Annotated in this window: 18 protein-coding genes; 11 read left to right on the top strand and 7 right to left on the bottom strand. The window is 56.5% G+C overall.

What is annotated here, in order from left to right; all coding sequences use genetic code 11:
• Positions 1 to 8: 8 nt before the first annotated feature.
• The 4 genes from trxA (at position 9) to FTO60_RS16125 (ending at position 3591) form a co-directional block, all read left to right on the top strand.
• Positions 9 to 329, top strand: coding sequence for a thioredoxin (gene trxA, locus FTO60_RS16140; protein ID WP_148056917.1), 321 nt, complete (start codon positions 9 to 11; stop codon positions 327 to 329).
• A 110-nt stretch (positions 330 to 439) separates the two neighbouring features.
• Entirely contained in the window at positions 440 to 997 is a 558-nt protein-coding gene (hslV, locus tag FTO60_RS16135; protein WP_148056916.1) for an ATP-dependent protease subunit HslV, read from the top strand.
• A 19-nt stretch (positions 998 to 1016) separates the two neighbouring features.
• Positions 1017 to 2297, top strand: a complete 1281-nt coding sequence (hslU, locus tag FTO60_RS16130; protein ID WP_148056915.1) for an ATP-dependent protease ATPase subunit HslU — start codon at positions 1017 to 1019, stop codon at positions 2295 to 2297.
• Positions 2298 to 2367: 70 nt separating this feature from the next.
• Complete coding sequence (locus FTO60_RS16125; protein ID WP_148056914.1) at positions 2368 to 3591, top strand: MFS transporter; 1224 nt, start codon at positions 2368 to 2370, stop codon at positions 3589 to 3591.
• Here the strand turns inward: FTO60_RS16125 and FTO60_RS16120 are convergent.
• Genes FTO60_RS16120 through FTO60_RS16110 form a run of 3 tightly spaced genes read right to left on the bottom strand, consistent with a single transcriptional unit; the run spans position 3574 to position 5851 of the window.
• Positions 3574 to 4164: a Smr/MutS family protein gene (locus FTO60_RS16120; RefSeq protein WP_148056913.1), complete on the bottom strand. Its 591-nt coding sequence runs from the start codon at positions 4162 to 4164 to the stop codon at positions 3574 to 3576. The two genes, FTO60_RS16125 and FTO60_RS16120, sit on opposite strands and share 18 nt — an antisense overlap.
• On the bottom strand, positions 4161 to 5192 hold the full coding sequence (locus FTO60_RS16115; RefSeq protein ID WP_254696834.1) for a murein transglycosylase A: 1032 nt from the start codon (positions 5190 to 5192) through the stop codon (positions 4161 to 4163). The genes FTO60_RS16120 and FTO60_RS16115 overlap by 4 nt, the downstream gene beginning before the upstream one ends.
• Complete coding sequence (locus tag FTO60_RS16110; protein ID WP_148056912.1) at positions 5189 to 5851, bottom strand: Tim44/TimA family putative adaptor protein; 663 nt, start codon at positions 5849 to 5851, stop codon at positions 5189 to 5191. The genes FTO60_RS16115 and FTO60_RS16110 overlap by 4 nt, the downstream gene beginning before the upstream one ends.
• A gap of 105 nt (positions 5852 to 5956) precedes the next feature.
• Here FTO60_RS16110 and FTO60_RS16105 point away from each other — a divergent pair, with 105 nt between their 5' ends.
• On the top strand, positions 5957 to 6433 hold the full coding sequence (locus FTO60_RS16105) for an FxsA family protein (protein WP_148056911.1): 477 nt from the start codon (positions 5957 to 5959) through the stop codon (positions 6431 to 6433).
• A 69-nt stretch (positions 6434 to 6502) separates the two neighbouring features.
• Positions 6503 to 6997: a protein-export chaperone SecB gene (secB, locus tag FTO60_RS16100; RefSeq protein WP_172623915.1), complete on the top strand. Its 495-nt coding sequence runs from the start codon at positions 6503 to 6505 to the stop codon at positions 6995 to 6997.
• Here the strand turns inward: secB and dnaQ are convergent.
• Genes dnaQ through FTO60_RS16080 form a run of 4 tightly spaced genes read right to left on the bottom strand, consistent with a single transcriptional unit; the run spans position 6994 to position 9704 of the window.
• Complete coding sequence (gene dnaQ / locus FTO60_RS16095; RefSeq protein ID WP_148056909.1) at positions 6994 to 7689, bottom strand: DNA polymerase III subunit epsilon; 696 nt, start codon at positions 7687 to 7689, stop codon at positions 6994 to 6996. The genes secB and dnaQ overlap by 4 nt on opposite strands.
• On the bottom strand, positions 7682 to 8278 hold the full coding sequence (gene coaE / locus FTO60_RS16090) for a dephospho-CoA kinase (protein ID WP_148056908.1): 597 nt from the start codon (positions 8276 to 8278) through the stop codon (positions 7682 to 7684). Before coaE ends, dnaQ begins: the two co-directional genes overlap by 8 nt.
• The gene (locus FTO60_RS16085; RefSeq protein WP_148056907.1) at positions 8275 to 9108 is read right to left on the bottom strand and encodes a shikimate dehydrogenase; all 834 of its coding nucleotides are present in this window, start codon (positions 9106 to 9108) and stop codon (positions 8275 to 8277) included. The genes coaE and FTO60_RS16085 overlap by 4 nt, the downstream gene beginning before the upstream one ends.
• Positions 9105 to 9704, bottom strand: a complete 600-nt coding sequence (locus tag FTO60_RS16080; RefSeq protein ID WP_148056906.1) for a nucleoside triphosphate pyrophosphatase — start codon at positions 9702 to 9704, stop codon at positions 9105 to 9107. Before FTO60_RS16080 ends, FTO60_RS16085 begins: the two co-directional genes overlap by 4 nt.
• A 512-nt stretch (positions 9705 to 10216) precedes the next feature.
• On the opposite strand from FTO60_RS16080, the gene rho reads away from it, so the two are divergent.
• The 5 genes from rho to FTO60_RS16055 are packed head-to-tail and all read left to right on the top strand — an operon-like array spanning position 10217 to position 16108.
• Positions 10217 to 11488, top strand: a complete 1272-nt coding sequence (gene rho / locus FTO60_RS16075; protein ID WP_148056905.1) for a transcription termination factor Rho — start codon at positions 10217 to 10219, stop codon at positions 11486 to 11488.
• A gap of 27 nt (positions 11489 to 11515) precedes the next feature.
• Positions 11516 to 12799 carry a tRNA uridine-5-carboxymethylaminomethyl(34) synthesis GTPase MnmE gene (mnmE, locus tag FTO60_RS16070; RefSeq protein ID WP_148056904.1) on the top strand — a complete coding sequence of 428 codons (1284 nt, stop codon included), beginning with the start codon at positions 11516 to 11518 and terminating at the stop codon, positions 12797 to 12799.
• A gap of 12 nt (positions 12800 to 12811) precedes the next feature.
• A complete protein-coding gene (mnmG, locus tag FTO60_RS16065) occupies positions 12812 to 14680 on the top strand; it encodes a tRNA uridine-5-carboxymethylaminomethyl(34) synthesis enzyme MnmG (RefSeq protein WP_148056903.1) in 1869 nt (622 codons plus the stop codon).
• Positions 14680 to 15312, top strand: a complete 633-nt coding sequence (rsmG, locus tag FTO60_RS16060; RefSeq protein ID WP_148056902.1) for a 16S rRNA (guanine(527)-N(7))-methyltransferase RsmG — start codon at positions 14680 to 14682, stop codon at positions 15310 to 15312. Before mnmG ends, rsmG begins: the two co-directional genes overlap by 1 nt.
• Entirely contained in the window at positions 15299 to 16108 is an 810-nt protein-coding gene (locus FTO60_RS16055) for a ParA family protein (RefSeq protein ID WP_148056901.1), read from the top strand. Before rsmG ends, FTO60_RS16055 begins: the two co-directional genes overlap by 14 nt.

The raw sequence follows: 16108 nt of genomic DNA, 5'->3' as shown, positions 1-16108 counted from the left end.
AGACCCCAATGGCAACCGTAGCAGTTACCGACGACACATTTGACGCCGAAGTCCGCCAATCCGATATTCCCGTTGTCGTAGATTTCTGGGCCGAGTGGTGTGGTCCCTGCAAACAGATCGGCCCGGCATTGGAAGAATTGTCGGACGAGATGGCTGGCAAGGTTAAAATCGTCAAAGTGAATGTTGACGATAACCCAAATTCCCCGGCCCAGATGGGTGTGCGTGGTATTCCGGCGCTGTTCCTGTTCAAGGGCGGCGAAGTTGTCGCCAATAAAGCGGGCGCCGCCCCCAAAGCGGCCTTGAAGGGCTGGATCGAAGAATCGGTTTAAGCCACGCAAAACTTGGCAAGAACGGGCGCTTTCGGGCGCCCTTTTTTGTGGAAACCTTGTGTCGTGCGCCCAGCGCCGCCATATAGCTTTGCAAGCGAAAGGATGACGTCATGGCAGATCAAGAGTTTCCGGGCTGGCACGGCACGACAATTATCGGCGTGCGCAAGGGTGGCGAAGTCGTCATCGCGGGTGACGGCCAGGTCAGCGTTGGTCAGACCGTGATGAAAGGCACCGCGCGCAAGGTGCGCCGCCTGTCGCCGGGTGGCTATGATGTTGTCGCGGGCTTTGCCGGATCGACGGCGGATGCCTTTACCCTGCTTGAACGGCTTGAGAAAAAGCTCGAGGCCACACCCGGACAGTTACAGCGCGCCAGCGTTGATCTGGCCAAGGACTGGCGCACCGACAAATATCTGCAAAAGCTTGAGGCGATGTTGATCGTCACAGATGGCGCTGACCTTTATGTCATCACCGGCGCGGGCGACGTGCTCGAGCCGGAACACGATGTGACTGCGATCGGATCGGGCGGTAATTTCGCCCTTGCCGCCGGTCGTGCCCTGATGGACAGCGATTATGACGCCGAAGAAATTGCACGCCGCGCGATGGCAATTGCCGCCGATATCTGCGTCTACACCAACGGCAACCTCACTATAGAAAAGATCAGCAAATGACAGACCTGACCCCCGCGAAATCGTGAGCGAGCTTGACCGGTTTATCATCGGCCAAAGCGATGCCAAACGCGCCGTGGCCGTGGCCCTGCGTAATCGCTGGCGGCGCAAACAGTTGGGCGATGATCTACGTGACGAGGTTTATCCAAAGAACATCCTGATGATCGGACCCACCGGTGTCGGCAAAACCGAAATCAGCCGCCGTCTGGCCAAACTTGCCCGCGCGCCCTTTATCAAGGTCGAGGCGACAAAGTTCACCGAAGTCGGCTATGTCGGTCGGGACGTCGAACAGATCATCCGTGATCTGATGGATGCCGCCATCGTTCAGGTGCGCGAGAACATGCGCGAAGACGTCAAGGCCAAGGCCGAAGCCGCCGCCGAGGAGCGTGTGATTACTGCGATTGCCGGAAGCGATGCGCGCGAGGGCACACGCGACATGTTCCGCAAGAAACTGCATACCGGAGAGCTTGATAATACCATGATCGAGCTTGAGCTGGCCGATACGTCCAATCCCCTGGGCAGTATGGATATTCCCGGCCAGCCGGGGATGGCGCCCGGGATGGATATCGGTGCGATCTTTGGTAAGGCCTTTGGCGGGCGCACCATCAAAAAGCGGGTCACCGTCGCCGAAAGCTATGGCCTGCTGATCTCGGACGAAGCCGACAAACTGCTGGACGATGAAACCGTGAACAAGGCCGCGCTTGACGCCGTTGAACAGAACGGGATCGTATTTCTGGATGAAATCGACAAGGTATGCCGCAACGCAGACGCGCGCGGCGCAGATGTGTCACGCGAAGGTGTGCAGCGCGATCTGCTGCCGCTGATCGAAGGCACGACTGTCAGCACCAAGCACGGGCCGATCAAAACCGACCACATCCTATTCATTGCATCCGGTGCGTTCCATATCGCCAAACCTTCAGACCTGCTGCCCGAACTGCAGGGTCGCTTGCCGATCCGCGTTAATCTACGCGCCCTGACCGAAGGCGACTTTGTGCGTATCCTGACCGAAACCGATAATGCGCTGACCCGTCAATACACGGCCCTGATGGCAACCGAAGAGGTCACTGTCGATTTTAGCGATGATGGCATTGCCGCCCTTGCCAAAATCGCTGCCGAGGTGAACGAGTCGGTTGAAAACATCGGTGCGCGTCGTCTTTATACGGTGCTCGAGCGCGTGTTCGAAGATCTCTCCTTTGCCGCGCCTGATCGATCCGGCGACACCGTCAAGGTTGACGCCGATTTCGTCGAACAGCATCTGGGCGAACTGTCGCGCTCAACCGATCTCAGCCGCTACGTCCTTTAACGCGCCGTGGTTGGGTTCGCGCTAACGATTTGCGCTTCCCTTTCCGGCTCAACGCTCCCAAAGATGGCGCATGCCTTGGGTATCCTTCCTTCGTGAAAACGCAGCCTTCCTATTTGCGGGGTTCTTGTTTGCATTCACGTCATCCTATGGACAGACCTATTTCATCTCGCTTTTTGCAGGTGAAATTCGGGGTGAATTCGGCCTAACTGACGGACAGTGGGGGGGAATTTACACCCTCGGCACGACGCTGTCGGCGATCGCGATGATCGGCGCGGGCGTTTTGACGGACCGGTTTCGCGCGCGCACGCTTGCGATCTGGATCAGCATTGGTTTGGCGCTGGCTTGTCTCGCGTTGGCATCGGTTCCAAATGCTGTTGTGCTGATCGCGGTCATCTTTGCCTTGCGGTTCTTCGGGCAGGGAATGATGTCACAGCTTTCAGCCGTTTCGATGGCGCGTTGGTTTGTCGCGACCCGCGGGCGCGCGCTTTCGGTCGCATCAATGGGATTTTCGGTGGCGCAGGCGATCTTGCCCGTCATATTCGTCGCCCTTTTGGGCGTGATTGCCTGGCGCGGCTTGTGGGTCTTGGCGGCCGTTCTGGTCCTGATCACAATCCCTGTTCAACGGCGACTTTTGCGGCTTGAACGCACACCCTCAAGCATGGCCGAAGCAAATCAGGCCCTGGGCATGGGTGGAAAACACTGGACCCGGGGCCAGGTGTTACGCAGCCCACTGTTTTGGCTCATGGTGCCAGCATTGCTTGGGCCGCCCGCCTGGGGGACAGCACTGTTTTTTCAACAGGTGCATCTGACCGAGGTCAAAGGCTGGGATCTGGTCAGTTTCGTCGCTCTCATGCCGCTGTTCACTGGCGCAGCCATCGGCGCAACTTTCGCGTCCGGCGGTGCAATTGACCGGTTCGGAGCCAGGCGGCTTATCCCGTTCTATATGCTACCTTTTGCGCTGTCGTTTCTAATCCTGGCTTTCGCGCAAACCATCGGTCACGCCGCCATAGGATTGGCTGTGTTCGGGATTGGACAGGGCATGCAAGCGACGATTCCAGCATCCTTTTGGGCAGAATATTTCGGCACCCGGCATCTTGGGTCGATCAAGGCCATCGCGGCGGCAATCATGGTGTTTGGCTCGGCCATCGGTCCCGGCGTATCAGGGGCGCTGATTGATTTCGGAATCACCTTTCCCGAACAGATGATCAGCATCGCCGTCTATTTTCTGCTGGCGGGTCTGTGTGCGACAGTCGGGGTTATCAGGTTTCGCAGCGCCCTAGCGATGGCGACGTAGATAGACGTAAAATGCTCCGTGCCCGCCGTGCTTCAGATGTGCCTCGCTTACTTGCAGCACGGCACCGGCCAGCGGCCCAACGCGCAGCCATTGCGGAACCTGGTGGCGCAATACCCCCATGCGGGTCGGGATCGGGCCGCCATCGTCGCGATCCTTTCCCTTGCCGGTAATCACCAGAACAAGCCGCTTGCCTGCCGCATGTGATGAAAGAATAAACGACACCAGCGCCGGATGCGCCTGATCAAGCGTCATGCCGTGCAGATCAATCCGGCCTTCCGGCCTTAGCTTGCCGCGTTTGAGCTTGCCAAAGGACTTGCGATCCATCGCCACCGGCGCGCCCGCAAGCTGCGCCGACAGCGACGGCAGCAGATCATGCGTGCCGTGGTGATCGACATTTTGTCCAACCCTGAACGGTTCAATCGCACGAGCCTGTTCAGGTGGCTGCACTTTTTTCGGGCGCGGTTGCATGGATTTGGGCACTGCGCGGGGCTTCTTGATCGGTTGGGTCCGCCCGGCAACCTGATCCCACAATGCGCGTTCTTCCGCACTCAGGTGTCGTGGCCGCCGATTCATTCGATGACTTCGGACAGCAATGCATAGGCGCGCTGAATCGGCATCAACACAATCAGACGCCCGCCGTCCCTGATCCGACCGGCGGCGCGGCCCGCCTGCGCGCCCGTGCCGAAAAACACATCGGCCCGCTGCGCGCCTTTGATCGCCGATCCGGTGTCTTGGGCAATCATCAGACGGTGCAGTGGAACAGCGCCTTCCTTCTCGATCCAGACCGGAGCGCCAAGCGGAACATAAGCCGGATCAACGGCGATAGACCGCATGGCGGTGATTGACCGGTTCATCGCACCAAGCGGTCCAAGGTCGGCGGGCACTTCGCTCACCTCTCGGAAAAACACATAGCTTTGGTTTGTCCACAACAGCGCGCGCCCTTCTTCGGGGTTATCGCGCACCCAGTTGCGGATAACCTGCGCGGAAACCTCATGCGGCTGGTAGATGCCCTGGCGCACCAGTTCTTCCCCGATCGAGCTATATTCATGGCCGTTTTTACCGCCATACCCCACACGGATCATCCGCCCGTCCGGCAAACGAACGCGGCCCGATCCCTGCACTTGCAAGAAAAACACATCGACCGGATCATCAATCCACGCAATCTCAAGCCCCTGCCCCGCCAGTGCTTCGGATTCTTCGATCTCTTGGCGGGTCAACCACGGCGCGCCTTCCTCAATGTCAGGCGGAAGCGCATAAAGCGGGTATTGATAGCGGCCGCCCTGTTCCAACGCGCCGCGCAATTCGGGTTCATAATAACCTGTAAAAAGCGGGTCTTGGCCGTCTTGGATCAGAACAGGCTGAAATGCGTATTCAAAAAATGCGCGCGGATCGGTCCCAGCTTTGGCCATCTGGCACAGCGCATGCCAATCGGGATCCTCCAGGTCGCCGCAGGTATTCAGGAACACGTCAAGGGCGGCTTGATGGTCATCTTCTGCCCAGCCATCCAGCGTATCAAACGAAAGCATCCGATATGTCGTGTCGGCCATGCCCGTCCCCGCGTTCAGTAGCAGGCCCGCAGTTGCCAGGGCCTGCCAGATCATTCGCCCGTTGCCACCAACAACCAATTCGGATCGTCGCTGCCCATCGTGCGTGCAAACGTCCAGATATCGCGCTGGCGTTTGATTTCGGTGGCGCTGCCTTCGACAACTTCGCCGGCCGCGTTGCGCACCACGGACGTCAATTCACCAACAAACTTCACGCTGACGTCACCCTCGCGGGTGGTTTCATCAAATTCAGCCGCGACAAGGGCCAGATCGCTGATCCCGACGAACGTCGCATCAATCGTGATCCCTTCGGCATGGCGGGCTTCAACGACGCTGGCAAACGCTTCATAGACGTCATCATTCAGGAACGATCTGATTTGCTCCAAATCACCCTTTTCAAAGGCCATCAGAATCATTTCATAGGCACCGCGCGCACCCTGCAGGAATTCGGTGACACTGAAAGTCGGATCAGCCTTTTTCATGGCCGCAAGCGCACTGGCAGCGGCACTGTCCTCGGCGACATGATCAGTGATGTCACGATCCGGTCCGCCTTCGATCACTTCGAATTTCTGGCGCGCCTTGCTCGCATCAGGGTCTGAACGCGGCACGGGCGGCTTCTCAAATCCTTCGCGTGTCCCAAGCACACTACGCAGGCGCAGAATCAGGAAAATGGCGATGGCGGCAAGCACTAAGAGTTGGATCACGGGGTTTGTCATAAAGGCCTCTTTCGGGCGGGCATGGAAACGCAGTTACTTAGCACTTATGTAGGGCAGGGGTGTGATCAAGTCCACCACGCCCGAAACAACCAATGAGGTGCCGCAATGTGGCTGTTAATTCTGTTCATAGTCATTCCGCTGATCGAAATCGCGCTGTTTATTCAGGTCGGCGGCGCGATTGGGCTACTGGCAACGCTCGTGATTGTGATCGGGACCGCTGTCCTTGGCGCAGCACTGGTTCGCTCGCAAGGGGCACAGGCAATGGCGAACCTACGCCAGTCGATGAACGAATTGACTGATCCGACAGAACACTTGGCCCACGGCGCGATGATCCTGTTTTCGGGGGCTCTGCTTTTGACGCCTGGGTTCTTTACCGATGCTGTAGGGTTTGCCCTGCTTGTGCCCGCGATCCGGCTGGCGGTTTACAAGGCCTTGCGCGCCCGCATGGATGTGCAATCCTTCGAGATGGGCCAGAATCCGCGGCCTCGTGGCCCGCAGGATCAGGTGATTGACGGCGAATTTGAAGAGGTTGATCCCGAAAAGCGCCCGACCCACGGGCCGTCCGGCTGGACCAAGCACTAACCATTGAGGCTGGCGCGCTGGGCTGATAGGACACGTCCAACTTATTTTTGATAACCGGAGATGCCTAAAATGGCCGACGAACAAGATCCCGCACAGAATGGCGCGACACAGGCGCCGCAGATCAACCAGCGCGTGCTGGCGCAGTATATTCGTGACATGTCGTTTGAAAACGTCATGGCGCAAAAGGGCGTCAAAGGCGAAGTTGCCCCTGAAATCGCTGTTCAGGTCAACCTTGATGCGCGCAAACGTTCGGTCGAAGGGCAATACGAAGTCATCACCAAGCTGAAAGTCACGTCTTCGAACAAAGAGAGCAAAGACGTTCTGTTCCTGCTCGAGCTGGAATACGCTGGAATCTTCCAGATCGAAGGCGTCCCGGACGAGCAAATCCATCCTTATCTACTGATCGAGTGCCCGCGCATCACATTTCCCTTCGTGCGCCGTGTGGTCAGTGATGTGACACGCGATGGCGGTTTCCCACCACTGAACCTTGAAACGATTGATTTTCTTGCGCTTTATCGCAACGAATTGGCCCGCCGCGCGGCCGAACAAAGAGCAGACGCTTAGACGTCCAGTTTTTTCCACAAAGCGCCGTCGCCCAGGGTTTCGATGAAATCAGCGTGGGCGGCGGCTTCTGCTTCGGTCAGACGCTTTGTCAGTTGAGTTGGGCGTCGGCGTGCGCGCCAATCCTGGCTTTGCGTGGTTTCCGGACCGGGGGCAGTTGACGTGGCCAGCCCGAAATCCGGCTGCCGCCCACCAATCAATTCCAAATACACTTCGGCCAGTATTTCGCTGTCCAAAAGCGCGCCGTGCAACGTGCGCGACGAGTTGTCGATGCCGAACCGGCGGCAAAGCGCATCCAATGACGCAGGTGATCCGGGGAATTTGCGGCGCGCAATGGCGAGCGTGTCGATCGCCTGGTCCAGCGGCAGCAGCGGTCGTTTAAGCCAGCCAAGTTCGGCATTCAGGAATTTCATATCAAACGCGGCGTTGTGAATGACCATTTTGGCCTCACCGACAAAATCCACAAAGGCCTGGGCGATGTCTGCAAATATTGGTTTGTCAGATAGAAATTCGTCTCCCAAACCATGCACCGCAAAGGCGCCGGCAGGCATTTCCCGCTGTGGATTGATGTATTGATGATAGGTGCGGCCCGTGGGCACATGATTCAGCAGTTCGACCGCGCCGATTTCAACGATGCGGTCGCCGTCAAAGGGTTCGAATCCCGTTGTTTCGGTATCCAATACAATTTCACGCATCCGCTTTACCTTGCTTGATCTTCGCAATCGCATCTCGCACGGCAGCGCGGGCACCGTCCATAGTATCGGTCGGAATTAGATAATCCGCGCGAGCGCGTTTTTCAGCATCCGGCATTTGGCGCGACTGTATTGTTTCAAACTGCGCCTCGGTCATTCCATCACGCGCCAATACGCGCTGTTTCTGGGTTTCCTCATCAGTGGTGACCACAGCGATTGCATCCAGCCAGGCATCGGCGCTTGTTTCAAACAAAAGCGGGATATCAAAAACGGCAAGCGGGTCGTCAGGATGGTTTTCAATGAATTTGGCCCGATCTGCGGCGACAAGAGGGTGAATAATAGACTCTAACACGGCCAAAACGCTAAGGTCTGCGGCGATCATCTTTTTCAGGGCTGGGCGCGATACGGCGCCGTTCTCTATCGCCTCGGGTAACATATCGGCAAGCGCTTTTGCGCCTGCACCGTCGGCTTGATAAAGCTCGTGAACCGTCGCGTCCGCATCCCAAACTGGAATACCCTCATCACGAAACATCTGCGCCGTGGTGGATTTGCCCATGCCAATAGAACCGGTCAATCCCAGTAAGAACGTCATCGTAACACTGCCGCCCGGGTGGCCACATCAACGTCGGGTCGCACACCGAACCAACGTTCAAACCCAGGAACGGCCTGATGCAACAACATGCCCAGCCCATCAACCGTGACACAGCCAGCGGCATCGGCTACGTCCAGCAGTTTGGTTCGTAGCGGCGAATAGACCAGATCGGTCACGACAGTGCCGCGCCGCAATCCATCAAGCGGTACACGAAATTCAGCGCCGCCGGTCATGCCAAGCGCAGTTGTGTTCACAACCGTCGCGCAATCCTCAAGCATATTGCCGGCCTGCACCCAATCAACAACCCGCACCTTCGAGCCAAATTCCGCTTTCAGGGCTTCGGCCTTGGGGCGTGTCCGGTTCGCCAGAAAAATCTCGGTGGTTCCAACATCGATCAATGACGCAACCACTGCGCGGGCCGCCCCACCGGCCCCCAAAACCCCGGCCGGTCCGGCACTGGGGTTCCAGCCCGGTGCGCCCTGTTTGAGATTTGCAATAAAACCGTAACCATCCGTATTGTCAGCATGAATTTTGCCATCCCGGCGAAAGATCAAGGTATTGGCGGCACCGATCAGGGTCGCGCGGTCTGTCACCAGATCGGCAATATCCAAGATCGCGACCTTATGGGGGATCGTAATATTGACGCCAACGAAGCCCATCTTGGGCAACGTGCGAATGACGTCTTCAAGATCGTCCTCGCGCACATCCATCGCGATATAGGCACCAGGCAAACCATAGGTTTTAAGCCAGTGACCATGCAACTGGGGTGATTTCGAGTGGCCGATCGGATGGCCAATAACACCAGCAAGGGGGATCTTGTGATCTGTCATGTGGGTAGTGTTCCGCGAAGAGAAAGATATGACAAGAGTTCCAGCAACGGTAGACCAAGAACAGTGAAGTAATCACCTTCTATCTTCTGAAACAAGCGCGCGCCTTCTTCTTCCAGTTTGTAACATCCAACGCTCCACCGCAGACTATCCCAATTTCGGGCAAGATAATCGTCGCGATAGGCATCTGAAATCTCGCGCATCGTCAAGCGCACCTTACCAACATGGCGCCACTCAGGCTTGGCATCACTATAAAGACAAACCGCCGAGAGCAGACTGTGGGTTTGACCGCGAAGCTGGGTGAGCTGGCGCGTTGCATCTTCGATATCGATAGGCTTGGACAAGCACTCGCCGCGAAAATCCAATACCTGATCGCAACCGAGCACCAACGCATCAGGATGCTTTTCAGAGATCTTTCTGGCTTTCATTTCAGCAAGCGCATCCGCGATATCACGCGGCGTCGCTTGCTCGGCCAAGAGCGAGTGGCGAATCGACTCTTCGTCAATGCGCGCGGGAATCACTTGATGTGGCACACCCGCATTTTGCAGCAAACGGGCGCGAATTTCCGAGGATGACGCAAGAATGATCGCTTTTTTCATGTGGATAACCTTGGTGACGAATGACGGGAAAATCCAGAAGATTAAACGGGTGATCAGAGAGGGCGACAACGGACTGGGGATGGAAGGCTCGGCCACGGATCGTTCACGCGCTTTATCCCTTATGGATAAGGATAAGTTCCCGGTGTGGATAAGTTTTAGGTTTCGCGGGCGTCAACCCTTACAAAACACTTAATACGACATCGCATTTTTAAATTATTCATATTTTACAATGCACTAAATAACAAATTTCGCTGGCCTCTGGCAAGTCTTTCACTTTAGGCTTGGGATAACTTGGTGGATAGGAAAGCCATCCACAGATTCGGCGATCCCTACTTACAACAACATCCTTCTTTTCTTTTCTATTTATTTAAGTAGGCCTGCGAGAGCTTGCCCCTGCCTTGGATTGATTGACGCGTAGCCTTGAAACAGCTAGGACAAGGCGGAACCCGTCCGGGTTTGAGATTTTCCAATTTTAGTCCAACGACGAGGCCTTTTGGCCTGAGAGGCGAAGAATGTCCCAAGACCGTTTGAATCTTGCCGACCTGAAGGCACAAAGCCCGAAGGATCTACTGTCCCTTGCCGAAGAGCTTGAGATCGAAAATGCATCGACGATGCGCAAGGGCGACATGATGTTCGCCATCCTCAAGGAACGGGCTGATGACGAGTGGGTGATCGGTGGTGATGGTGTTCTTGAAGTCTTGCAGGACGGTTTCGGGTTTCTACGGTCACCCGAGGCGAACTATTTGCCAGGCCCGGATGATATCTATGTCTCGCCCGAGATGATCCGCTTGCACAGCCTGCGCACCGGTGACACCGTAGAGGGGGTTATTCAGGAGCCAAATGATAACGAGCGCTATTTTGCGTTGATGAGCGTTGAAAAGATCAATTTTGAAGATCCGGAGCGGGCAAAACACAAGGTCGCGTTTGATAACCTGACCCCGCTTTATCCCGATGAGCGGCTGACGATGGAAGTCGAGGATCCGACGATCAAGGATCGGTCGGCGCGGATCATTGATCTGGTTGCGCCAATTGGGAAAGGCCAGCGATCGCTGATCGTCGCACCACCGCGGACGGGTAAAACGGTCTTGTTGCAAAATATCGCCAACAGCATCGAAAAGAACCACCCCGAGTGTTATCTGATCGTGCTTCTGATTGATGAACGACCGGAAGAAGTGACCGATATGCAGCGTTCTGTTAAGGGCGAGGTTGTCTCTTCGACCTTTGATGAACCGGCATCACGCCATGTTGCGGTGTCCGAGATGGTGATCGAGAAGGCGAAAAGACTGGTCGAGCACAAGCGCGATGTGGTGATCCTGCTGGATTCGATTACCCGACTTGGACGGGCGTTCAACACGACAGTGCCATCTTCGGGCAAGGTTCTGACGGGCGGTGTCGATGCAAACGCATTGCAGCGACCCAAACGTTTCTTTGGGGCGGCGCGCAACATCGAAGAAGGCGGTTCGCTGACCATTATCGCGACTGCGCTGATTGATACGGGCAGCCGGATGGACGAGGTGATCTTTGAAGAATTCAAAGGCACGGGTAACTCGGAAATTGTGCTTGACCGGAAAGTCGCTGACAAGCGCGTGTTCCCTGCGATGGATATCCTCAAGTCCGGCACGCGCAAGGAAGAGCTGCTGGTCGACAAGATCGACCTGCAAAAGACATTTGTCTTGCGGCGCATTCTGAATCCGATGGGCACCACAGACGCGATCGAATTCCTGATTTCGAAATTGAAACAGACCAAGTCGAACGCCGAGTTCTTTGATTCGATGAACACGTAACTATTGTTATAAAACAATAGGTTAGACATGGATACTATCTTTGCTCTTGCCACAGCGCGGGGAAAGTCAGGGCTGGCAGTCATACGCATTTCGGGGCCGGAAAGCCTTGCGATGGCTACGACATATTGCGGGCAATTGCCAGCGGGCGGGCGCGGATTGCGCCGTATTGTCGATGGTGAAGGGCAGATAATTGACGAAGCGTTGATTCTTGTTTTCCCCGAAGGTCACAGTTTTACCGGCGAGACTGTCGTTGAACTGCACCTTCATGGAAGCACAGCTATTGTGAAAGCAACCCTTGCGCTTCTGGGCGGGGATGGGCGCGGTCGGTTAGCGGAGCCTGGTGAGTTTACCCGCCGTGCGCTTGAAAACGGTAGGCTTGACCTCGCGCAGGTCGAAGGACTTGCTGATTTGATCGATGCCGAAACCGAAGGGCAGCGCAAGCAAGCCATGCGGGTATTTGCGGGCGCGCTGGGCGACAGGGCGGCCATGTGGCGCGAGAAGCTCGTGCGCGCGGCCGCGTTGGTCGCGGCGACAATTGATTTCGTTGATGAGGACGTGCCGGTTGATGTCTATCCCGAGGTGCGTGCGCTGCTAGGTGACGTGACCCAAGATCTGAAACGTGAAATTGACGGGGTTAAGGTCGCAGAGCGGATACGTGATGGGTTTGAAGTCGCCATCGTCGGGGCTCCGAATGTCGGGAAATCGACGCTTCTGAATCGCCTTGCTGGTCGGGATGCGGCGATTACGTCGGAGTTCGCCGGGACAACGCGCGACGTGATAGAAGTGCGCATGGATCTCGACGGTTTGCCTGTCACATTGCTTGATACGGCTGGTATTCGTGAAACAGGTGACTACGTCGAAGAAATCGGGATTTCGCGTGGATTGGAACGCGCGGCGCTTGCCGACCTGCGGGTGCTGCTGGTCGAAGATGCGACGGACGTGCCGGACCTTTTTCGCGAGGGTGATATTATTGTTGTCGCCAAGGGCGATAGCTACGCTGGTGACGCGCCAAGTGTTTCTGGCAAAACCGGTCTTGGGGTGGATGCATTGGTTGCCAAGATTACGGCAGTGCTGCAAAAACGTGTCATGTCCGCTGGTGTAGCGGTGCGTGAACGGCACGAGCTGGCAATGCGGGCGTGTGTTGAATGTCTGGATAATGTTGAGGGACTGTTGCGCAATGATACGGCTCTAGCGGATTTGATTGCCGAGGAGTTGCGTGCGGCCATCGCCAGCCTGGACGCTCTCGTTGGGCGCGTTGACGTTGAGGACCTGCTTGACGAGATTTTTGTCAGCTTCTGTATTGGCAAGTGAGGAGCGTTTCACGTGAAACATTTTGATTTTGACGTGGTGGTGATTGGCGGTGGCCATGCCGGTGCTGAAGCCGCGCATGCTGCTGCCAGGGCTGGTGCACGCGTGGCCCTGTTGACGTTGAACGCTAAAGGTATTGGTGTGATGTCGTGCAACCCGGCGATTGGCGGGCTGGGCAAGGGCCATTTGGTGCGCGAAATTGATGCTTTGGACGGGGTTATGGGCCGGGTCGCCGACCTTGCAGGCATCCAGTTCCGGCTGCTTAACCGCAAGAAAGGCCCGGCGGTGCAGGGGCCGCGCGCGCAGTCAGATCGGGCGATCTACCTCAAGGAAATGCAGCGCGAAATTCACTCGGTTGCCGGGCTCACCGTTCTTGAGGGCGAAGCGACAGACCTGATGATGGTGGGCCACCGTGTGTCGGGCGTCGTTTTGGCTGATGGCAGTCAAATACCCGCGCAGTCGGTCGTTTTGACAACGGGCACTTTTTTGCGCGGGGTGATTCACATCGGTGATGTCGCCAAACCCGGTGGGCGTGTCGGCGAACGTCCCTCAATTCGGTTGGCCGAACGGCTGGATGGGTTCGGCCTGGCGCTGGGTCGGCTTAAAACTGGTACGCCGCCCCGCCTTGATGGTCGCACGATTGCCTGGGATAGGCTGGACATGCAGCCCGGTGACGACGATCCTGAGATGTTTTCGTTTATGTCGCGGCACCCGACAGCGCGTCAGATCGCCTGCGGGATTACACATACGAACACGCAGACCCATGACATTATCCGCGAGAACCTGGCGCGTTCAGCGATGTATGGCGGCCACATTGATGGTGTCGGACCACGCTATTGTCCGTCGATCGAGGACAAGGTTGTGCGGTTTGCCGACAAAGATTCACACCAAGTTTTCCTGGAACCAGAAGGGCTTAACGATCATACGGTCTATCCAAATGGCATTTCCACATCGCTCCCCGTCGAGGTGCAAGAGAGTTACGTCAAATCGATTTTCGGGCTTGAAGACGCAACGATTACCCAGCCGGGATATGCGATTGAGTATGATTACGTCGACCCAACAGCGCTTGGCGCTGATATGCAGCTGCGGGACGTTCCCGGGCTGTTCCTTGCGGGTCAGATCAATGGCACAACCGGTTACGAGGAGGCGGCGGCGCAGGGGCTTGTCGCAGGGCTGAATGCGGCACATCGCGCTTTGGACAAAGATGCCGTATTGTTTAGCCGGGCGACATCCTACATCGGCGTGATGATTGACGATCTCGTGACGCGCGGGGTGACAGAACCCTACCGGATGTTCACCTCACGCGCCGAATTTAGGCTTGCGTTACGCGCTGATAACGCTGATCAACGCCTGACACCCCTGGGGAAAACCCTCGGGATTGTATCTGACGTCCGCGCGCGTGCCTTTGATGTCAAAATGGCAGCACTGGCAAGCGGCGTTCGGCAACTCAAGGATACCCGATTTAGCGCCCGCGCGTTGCATGGCGTTGGTATTCGTGTGAATCCGGACAGCCAAACGCGCGATGGATACGCGGCGCTGACAATTGCGGATGCTGACTTTTCCCATTTGTTGGAGATCGAGCCAGGCCTGTCGTCGATCCCCCCTGAGGCACAGGTGCAGATCAAGCGCGACGCGCTCTATGCGACCTATATCGAACGGCAGATCAAGGAGATCGAAGGCCTGGCCCGTGATGAGGCACATGAGATTCCCAGTGATTTTAAATATATAGGGCTTCCTGGCCTCTCAAACGAGCTTGCGAACAAACTCAGCAAGGCCGCCCCACGCTCGCTCGCGCACGCGTCGCGCATCGACGGGATGACACCGGCCGCGCTGGTTCTTATCCTCGCGCATCTGCGCAAACTCAAAGACCGCAAGTCTGCCTGATGGACCAGGACCAGATCGAACTTTGTGCGGGCCTTCGTGTTTCACGTGAAACAATGGATAAGCTTCGCGCATTCGAGCAGCTCGTCAAAAAGTGGACAAAGGGGATCAATCTTGTCTCAAAGGCCACCGTTGATCACCTTTGGGAGCGGCATATCATTGATTCAGCACAGATTTACACTATCGCGCCATCGATCTGGCAGCGCTGGGCTGACCTGGGGAGCGGTGGGGGATTTCCTGGAATTGTGATTGCAGTTATCGCCCAGGAAAAAAAGCCACAAGCGCAGGTCGTGCTGGTTGAAAGTGACCAGCGCAAGGCTGCGTTTTTGCGAACAGCGGCCCGTGAGCTTGATCTACCTTCCCAAGTGATCTGCAGCCGGATCGAGGCGATCGAGCAGTTAAACGCTGATGTCGTCAGCGCCCGCGCGCTCGCGGACCTATCGCAGCTTTTGTCCCTCTCGGTGCGACATCTAAGGCCACAGGGTTGCGCTATTTTCCCCAAAGGTGCGCGTGCCACCGACGAAATAGCGATAGCGCGTCTGGATTGGCACTTTGCCTTAGAGGAGATCCAAAGTATCACCGAACAGCAAGCCCGCATACTCAAGATCGAAGGGATCAGCCGTGCCCGACTTTAGTCGTTCAAAAGAAACGAAAATTATTGCGGTCGCAAATCAAAAGGGCGGTGTCGGTAAGACGACGACGACGATCAACCTGGGCGCCGCTTTGGCCGAACGTGGCCGCAAGGTTTTGCTTGTCGATCTTGACCCTCAGGGAAACGCATCAACCGGGTTGGGCATCGAAAACGAAGACCGCGACCTGACAACCTATGACCTGTTGCTTGGTGAAGCCGCACCGGATGAACTTGTTCAACCCACGACAGTTAAAAACCTGTCAATTATACCCGCAACAACCGATCTGAGTTCCGCTGATATCGAGCTGACCGCCAACGAAAAACGCAGCTTTCTGTTGCATGACGCACTGCGCCAGCCAGCTTTCGACTCGCTGGCGCTTGATTATATCTTGATTGATTGCCCACCATCCCTGAACATCTTAACGGTTAACGCGATGGTTGCGGCGCATTCCGTCTTGGTGCCTCTACAAAGCGAGTTTTTCGCACTAGAAGGGTTGTCGCAGCTGATGATGACAGTCCGCGAGGTGCGCCAGACAGCGAACAAAAAGCTTCGCATCGAGGGTATCGTGCTGACAATGTATGATCGTCGCAATAACCTGTCCCAACAGGTCGAGGTCGACGCGCGCGAAAACTTGCGAGACCTCGTTTTCAAAACCAAGATTCCGCGCAATGTCCGCCTGAGCGAGGCGCCGTCCTATGCGATGCCAGCGCTGGATTATGACCCGCTTTCAAAGGGTAGCGTTGCTTATCGCGAACTCGCCCAAGAGCTGATGGCCCGTGAACAAAACGAAAAGGTGTAA

Source organism: Octadecabacter sp. SW4, from assembly GCF_008065155.1.
Classification (GTDB): Bacteria; Pseudomonadota; Alphaproteobacteria; order Rhodobacterales; family Rhodobacteraceae; genus SW4.
The sequence above is the reverse complement of the archived record's forward strand: the minus strand, read 5'-3'. Positions and strand labels throughout refer to the sequence as shown.